The sequence below is a fragment of the Intrasporangium chromatireducens Q5-1 genome, from assembly GCF_000576575.1.
Lineage (GTDB): Bacteria > Actinomycetota > Actinomycetes > Actinomycetales > Dermatophilaceae > Intrasporangium_A > Intrasporangium_A chromatireducens.
In genome coordinates, this window is sequence record NZ_AWQS01000251.1 from 1 (window position 1) to 5347 (window position 5347).

4 protein-coding genes and 1 pseudogene are annotated in these 5347 nt (G+C 69.9%); all 5 read right to left on the bottom strand.

Features of this window, described 5'->3' with window-relative positions:
• Positions 1-107: 107 nt before the first annotated feature.
• The 5 genes and pseudogenes from N864_RS18840 to N864_RS18860 all read right to left on the bottom strand — a co-directional run bounded on the left by N864_RS18840 (position 108) and on the right by N864_RS18860 (position 5258).
• A complete protein-coding gene (locus tag N864_RS18840) occupies positions 108-1574 on the bottom strand; it encodes a tyrosine-type recombinase/integrase (protein WP_034720811.1) in 1467 nt (488 codons plus the stop codon).
• 2 nt (positions 1575-1576) lie between these two features.
• A pseudogene (locus N864_RS18845) lies at positions 1577-1789 on the bottom strand (helix-turn-helix transcriptional regulator); the annotation flags it as partial.
• Positions 1790-1900: 111 nt separating this feature from the next.
• Positions 1901-3370, bottom strand: a complete 1470-nt coding sequence (locus N864_RS18850; RefSeq protein ID WP_034720815.1) for a hypothetical protein — start codon at positions 3368-3370, stop codon at positions 1901-1903.
• Positions 3367-3702, bottom strand: coding sequence for a hypothetical protein (locus N864_RS18855; protein WP_034720818.1), 336 nt, complete (start codon positions 3700-3702; stop codon positions 3367-3369). The genes N864_RS18850 and N864_RS18855 overlap by 4 nt, the downstream gene beginning before the upstream one ends.
• Before the next feature lie 29 nt (positions 3703-3731).
• Complete coding sequence (locus N864_RS18860; protein WP_034720821.1) at positions 3732-5258, bottom strand: CHC2 zinc finger domain-containing protein; 1527 nt, start codon at positions 5256-5258, stop codon at positions 3732-3734.
• Between the last annotated feature and the right edge of the window lie 89 nt (positions 5259-5347).

Genomic DNA, 5347 nt, shown 5'->3' on the forward strand with positions numbered 1-5347 from the left:
ACGTGCTCAGAAGGGCCCCTGACCTGCGGAAACGTCGGTCCGGGGCCCTTCTGCTGTCGTCTGGTCTTGTCCGGCTGGCAACGGCTCGAGACGGCGCATTACGGCTGTCAGTGGGGAACTGGTGGGGAAGTTTGGGTGCCATCACGTGGAGGCTGCGGCGCTTGGATCCCATGGGCGGCTGACAGGGCCAGCTCGACCCGTCGGCGAGACGCCTCGTCCTGGCCAACGATGCAGGAGGCGTAGACGCGCAGGAGGACGTTGACGCTGTGGCCGGCCCACTCGGCAACCTGTGTGGCAGGGACGCCAGCGTTCAGCCACAGCGAGACGGCGGCGTGCCGGAGGTCATACGGCCGCTTGGCCAGCGGGGAGTGATACTCCTCGTCGGTCAGGGCCGCCCGGCGCGCTTGGTCCCAGATCCGGTAGACGATGCCCATCGACTGCGGGCTCGCGAACGGCGGGGCAACCGGCACGCCGGCTCTTCCCGCGCGGGTCACGAAGAGACGGCCGCCGACGCCGGGTGGGAAGCGCTCGATGTGGCGCCGGAGGCTGGCCACCAGTTCTGGGGGTGCCGGCGCCTGACGCGTGGCTCGCCGCGCCCGATGCTTCAGGCTCCGGTCCTCGGTGGCCTCGCCGGTATCGGTCCATGCAGCTCCCGCGGTCTGGGTCGAGCCGAGAAGGTGCAGGGTGCCCCATGCCTGTGCGTCGGTTGGGAGATGCAGGTCGCTGACCTTGAGGTGGCGGACCTCGGCCGGGCGCAGGCCGGCGTAGTAGATGCAGGCGAAGAACGCTTCGAGGGACGGGTAGAGCGCTGCCACCTCGGCGAGCAGGGCTTTGGCCTGCTGCGGGTTCACGACGACTCGTCGGTCGACCTCATCCGTGTGTGCTGGGGGCCTCCACGCGATGCGGTCCATGGGGTTCGACGGCAAGGCACCGATCTCGACGGCGTACTGGAAGGCGCTGTAGAGGGCGGAGCGCTTGCGGGCGACGGTGCTCGAGGAGGCGGGCCGTCCGTCGAGCTTGAGCGCCAGCGCGTCGAGGATGCGCCGCAGGCGCGCCGGGTCCGCCATCTCGACGAGTGACGGTGACTGGCGCTGCGCCCATCGAACTGCATCCTCGTGATCCTCTGGCACCTCATCGTCGGGGGACGCGGTGCGAGCGGAGGTGTTGAAGACCCAGCCGTCGAGCGCCCGGCGGAGAGCGGCAGGATCAATGGTGCCGCTGGGCAGGGCCGCGACGGTCGCCGTGGTCAGGCCTTCGGCGATTCCTTTGCGATGCCGGGGGGAGGCGTGTGGCCACTTCATGTCCACGAACGCCATCGCGTGATCCAGCCAGGACAGCTCCGACGGTTTGTCCAGTGCACCGAGCGGGAGTCCCGTTCGCACATCGAAGGGCTCGGCCTGGCGCATGCCCACGAGCAGGCGCGCCCGGAAAGACTCCGCAAGCTTGATGGTGTCGAAGGTCTCCTGGAAGATCCGGTCCTCGACCTTCCATCGGATGGTGTAGGTCGTCTTGCGCTTGCCCTTGTAACGCCGGACGCCCCAGACCTGCACCTCGAGAGTGGTCCGGGGGCTCATGGTCAGATGCGCTGCTCGAGCGACTCGAGCCAGCGCTCGAACTCGGCGCGACGGATCCGGAGGTCGCCGTTGGGCAGCTTGATACACGGTGGCGCCTTGCGGGCGGCCCGCCAGTCGTAGAACGTCGAGCGGGCGATCCCGAGCTCTTCACAGAGGTCACGAACGGTCATGTGTTGGCGCGTCGAGGTGGACCGGGCGATCGTCGTCATTGCTGCTCCTCGAAATCGACTATGTCTGGTCTACGGCTGGCTCGGGCCACTATCAGTTGTGCTCCGCCGGCAGTGCCGGTGTCCCTGTTGTCCACAGGTGGGTCGGCTGAGGGCAGGTCACAGCTGCGGGCCGAGTGACGGTTCGGTTTGAGGGGCGGGCTGTCGTCGCGCCGCGAGGTGGCGGCACAGTTCGCGCTCGGTCAGTTCCGTTGCCCGCTGGGCCGCGGTGTTGGCCGCTTCTAGATCTGGGAGGTCGCTGTAGTGCAACGTGACGAGCCGGCCCCTGAGGCGGGCACGCAGGCGGTCGGTGTCGGCTTCGACAGCGCGGGCGTGTGCGAAGAGGATCCCCGCGTCGATGAGGCGGCCCGGTATCGGCCCAATCTCTCGCGTGAGGGCTGCCATGTCGTGGCTCGCCGCCGTGAGACTGTCGAAGGCGCGCTCTCGCTGACGACTGCCGAGGTCTGGAGCGCACCGGATGGCCTCCTCGAGCGCGTCATGCAGGTGCTGCGCGGCCTCCACGTAGTTGGGGCTTGGGCGCACGGTCGTGGTGGCGGGTCCCCACGCTGCGCCGGCTCGCTGGAGTTCCTGGGCCGTGGCGCGCAGCTGCGCGCGGACGCTTGGGACGGTCTCGGAGTCCTCCGCACCCAGCAGCGCGTCGAGGGTTGCGTAGATGTGTACGCCGTGGCTGGTGATGTTGCGGATCACCTCCACGCTTGGCACGGACTGCGCGAGCTCGCTTCTTGCGGCGCGTGTCCAGTCGGCGAGGGCGCGATCCAGCAGACCGAGCTCGTATGTCGTCGAGGCACCCGGTGAGGGACTCAGCGCTGCGCGGACTGAGCGGTCCCGTGTGGGGGGCGGGACAGCGGCATACGGGAGGGGCTCGCTAGCGGTATGCGCGAGCCGGGCGGTGGATGCGGCGGCGTGCCGGGTGATGGCGAGCACGCGGCCGACGCCCTCGGGTTCGATGAGCGCCAGGGTGTGCCGGCTGATGGCGTCGGTGTCGCGAAGGACGTCGTGTGCGAGCCGCAGCAGCGGTCCGGTGCCGAGGTCCGGCTTCTCCGGCAGGCGTTGGTGTTCGTGCAGGACGTCGGTGAGGACGCCAAGGGTGACGGCGATCCGGGCGAGCGGTTGGGGATCGGTCGGGTCGGCTGGGCGGACATCGCTGCGCAGGTCGAGGCTGTGGTGCGGGATCTGCCAGCCGGTCGAGGTTCGGGTGGCGGTGATCTCGCCGCGGAGGATGCGTGCACGGATCGTGCTGGTGCTGCAGCCGATCAGGCGACCGGCGTCGGCGGGGGTGAGCTCCGGGGCGCCGGGGAACGGCGCCAGCGGGGTGGGATAGGCCTTGACGATGTCGTAGAGCGGCAGGGCAGCGCGGTCGACGGGCCCGGGGCCAACGGTGCGCTGGCTGAGGAGCTCGACGAGCAGCCGGTAGAGGGCCTGGTCGAAGGACTCCCACTGGGCCACCGAGACGGGGCCACGGGTGCGGAGGTACTGCCCTTTCAGGGTGTGTGCGCGCTCGAGCAGGTCACGCGTGGTCGTCGCGGTGGGCGCGAGGTCCGTGGGCCAGGCGGCGTGGGTGGCGCTCATGGCGTCCCCTGCCGGTGGCTAAGGGTCGCCTCGAGCCGTGCAGTCTCTGTGTGGAGGTGCTCGACATGGCGATGCCAGAACGCCAGATCCATGAAGCCTGCGCTGGGAAGGACGCTGTCGAGTAGGTCGAGTGCGGCAGTGACATGACGGGTGGCGAGGTCGCGGTGCTGCGGACGCGTGACGGGAGTGGGATCCAGTCCGGCGGCGACGAGGCGTAGCTGTGCGGCCAGCGCGGTCCAGGGGCTGAAGGGATCGCCAACTGAGTGGCCGTCGGCGATGACCGCCGCGGCGTGCAGCTCGGCGGCCGCTTCGTCGAGGGGGATGAGACTCATATGGCGTTCTCCTTGTCTGGCAGGGCGGTTCAGAGCAGTTCGGGGCCGAGCGGGTGCGGTGCCCCGCGGGTCGGAGGGGGTATGCCGCTGGGCTCGGCGTCGAGGGCGCGCTGCAGGGCCGCGGTGAACGCGCCTTTCGGGTTCCAGCCGCTGCGGGTCATCTCTGCGGTGGCTTGCTCGAGCAGCGCGTGTCGGAGGCCGGGTCCCAGCCACCGGATCAGGGGAGTGACGGCGGCGACGGTGTCGCCGATGGGGTCTTGGGCGGTCTGGAGGCTCAGGCGGACGAGGTCGCGTCCTGGCAGGACGGTCCTCGCGGAGGCGCCTCGCCCTCTCTCTGGCGGGCTTCTGAGCGCATTGGCGTCCTCGAGCGGGTCGTGGGGGCTGGGCGGTTGGAGGACGAGCTCGAGCCGCTCCGTCGCCTCGGCGCTGGCCAGCCAGTCGGCAGGGTCGGTGCCCTCGGGTAGGTGGGTGACGAAGGCGGGGCGGTGCCGCTCGAGGCTCAGCGCTCGGAGCCAACGGTCGGTGCCCCCTCGGCCAGCTGGGTCGCTGTCGAGGATGATTCGCGGCGGGTTCATGCTCAAGGAGAGAACGTGGTGGGCTTGGGCGGCCGAGACGGTGACGCCACCGGTGGCGACCGGGGCGACATGGCGCGTCCGGCCCGACTCGGCTGCCGCGGCGGCGATGGCGAGGGCGTCCAGGACTCCCTCGACGATGGCGACGCTGCCATCGCCCGCCAGATCCTGGTGGCTGGGTCGGTAGAGGACCTGTGACTTGTCGTAGATCGGGGTTCGGGTGGGGTTGCGGTACTTCGGTGCGGCGGGGTGACCGGTGATGTCGCGACCTATGAACCCGCGGATTCGGCCGTCCGGTTCGGTGATCGGGAAGACGATCCGGCCACGGAGGGTGTCGAGGAGGTGCCCGCTGCGCCCCGGCTGGGACAGGTCAAGTGCCTGAAGTTCTTCGACGCAGACGCCGTCCGCGCGGAGGCGATCGGTCAGGCTAGTCCAGCTCGTGGAGGCATAGCCAGCCAGACCCGATCTCGGATCCTCGGTCCGCAACGGGCCCAAGTCGATCCCGCGCCTCGTCTTGAGCCATGACTCGGCGAAGGCCGTCGCGGTGGGGCGGCCGAGGTAGGTCCACGCGAGGGCGTTGATCTCGAAGGCGCGCTCGGGACTCACGGCCGGGGTGGTCCGGGTGTCGTGGTCGCCGATGAGGCGCAGCCACCGCCTGCTAGGGCGCGGACCCACCGCCGTAGATGGCCAGGCAGCCAAGGAGGCTCCGGTATCGAGTAGGGCGACGGCGGAGCGGAAGTCGAGCCCGTGCAGACGGCCGACGAAGTCGATGACGTCCCCAGACGCTCCGCAGCCGAAGCAGTGGTAGCGGTCAGGGATGGCGTCGACCGACAGGGATGGGGTGTGGTCCTCGTGGAACGGGCAGCACCCGACCCATCCCCGCCCTCGGGGGTGCAGTTCCACGCCCTCTGCCGCGACGACCTCGACGATGGGATGCTCGGCCCGGACCCGCGGGACGTCGATGAGGCCGGTGGCGGCCGTCATAGCTGCACCCCAAGGTCGTCGCCGGGGATGGCCGCAGGGGAATCGGTGGGCTGCATTTTGGGCCCTTCTGACTCATCCGTGGGTCATTT

Coding starts and splice junctions, on each gene's coding strand:
- N864_RS18850 (WP_034720815.1), bottom strand. CDS start 3,370: ATGAGCGCCACCCACGCCGCCTGGCCCACGGACCTCGCGCCCACCGCG.
- N864_RS18855 (WP_034720818.1), bottom strand. CDS start 3,702: ATGAGTCTCATCCCCCTCGACGAAGCGGCCGCCGAGCTGCACGCCGCG.
- N864_RS18840 (WP_034720811.1), bottom strand. CDS start 1,574: ATGAGCCCCCGGACCACTCTCGAGGTGCAGGTCTGGGGCGTCCGGCGT.
- N864_RS18860 (WP_034720821.1), bottom strand. CDS start 5,258: ATGACGGCCGCCACCGGCCTCATCGACGTCCCGCGGGTCCGGGCCGAG.